Source organism: Kitasatospora sp. NPDC085895 (genome assembly GCF_040702125.1).
Taxonomy (GTDB): domain Bacteria; phylum Actinomycetota; class Actinomycetes; order Streptomycetales; family Streptomycetaceae; genus Kitasatospora; species Kitasatospora arboriphila.
In genome coordinates, this window is sequence record NZ_JBFBJY010000257.1 from 1 (window position 1) to 1,022 (window position 1,022).

The 1,022-nt window shown below is 68.6% G+C and carries 1 protein-coding gene; it reads left to right on the forward strand.

Translation table 11 applies throughout. The features are described from left to right. Positions 1 to 55: 55 nt before the first annotated feature. Positions 56 to 1,022 (forward strand): ISAzo13 family transposase (locus AB0442_RS42675; protein ID WP_366168879.1); only part of this gene is annotated, 967 nt, incomplete at its 3' end.

Consider the following 1,022-nt stretch of genomic DNA (forward strand, 5'->3'; position numbering starts at 1 on the left):
AGGGCGCGCAGATCATCAACCCGTAGCTTCCGGGTTTGGGGCTCGTTGTTGTGCTATGGGGACTCCGAGTGAGCAACAAGTCGCGCTGGCAGCGAAGTTTGAGACGATCCTGCCGCATCTGGACGAGCGGCAGCGTCGTCTGCTGCTGGGGGCGGAGGCCCGGTCGATCGGTCACGGCGGAATCCGGCTGGTCGCCCGGGCCGCTGGGGTCCGTGAGGCGACGGTGTCGCTGGGGGCGGGAGAGCTTGATTCCGGTGAGCCGCCGTTGGGTCGGGCGAGGCGACCGGGCGGGGGCCGCAAGCGGGTCGTCGACCTGAACCCCGCACTGCGAAACGCGCTGCTGGCCCTGGTCGACCCCGACATGCGCGGTGATCCGATGTCACCGCTGCGGTGGACCACCAAGTCCACCCGGCACCTCGCCGCGGAACTGACCCGGCAAGGGCACCGCGTCTCGGCCGACACGGTCGGCAACCTGCTGCGCGAGGAGGGTTTCAGCCTGCAGGCCAACGCCAAGACCATCGAGGGCCGGCAACACCCTGATCGGGACGCCCAGTTCAACTACATCAACGAGCGGGCCAGGGCTCACCAGGCCGGCGGCGAGCCGGTGATCAGCGTGGACACGAAGAAGAAGGAACTCGTCGGCCCCTACAAGAACGGCGGCCGCGAGTGGGAACGCGCCGGCCGGCCGGTCGAGGTGTCCACCCACGACTTCCCCGACAAGGAACTCGGCAAGGCGATCCCATACGGTGTCTACGACTTGGCCGCGAACACCGGGTGGGTCAGCGTCGGATGCGACCACGACACCGCCGCGTTCGCGGTCGAGTCGATCCGCCGCTGGTGGAAGAGCCTCGGCAGCCTCGACTACCCGGCCGCGTCCCGGCTGCTGATCACCGCCGACGCCGGCGGCTCCAACGGATACCGGAGCCGGACTTGGAAGACGGAACTCGCCGCTCTGGCCCTGGAGACCGGCCTGGAGATCACCGTGTGTCACTTTCCGCCCGCGACTCAATGCCGTTGCTTGA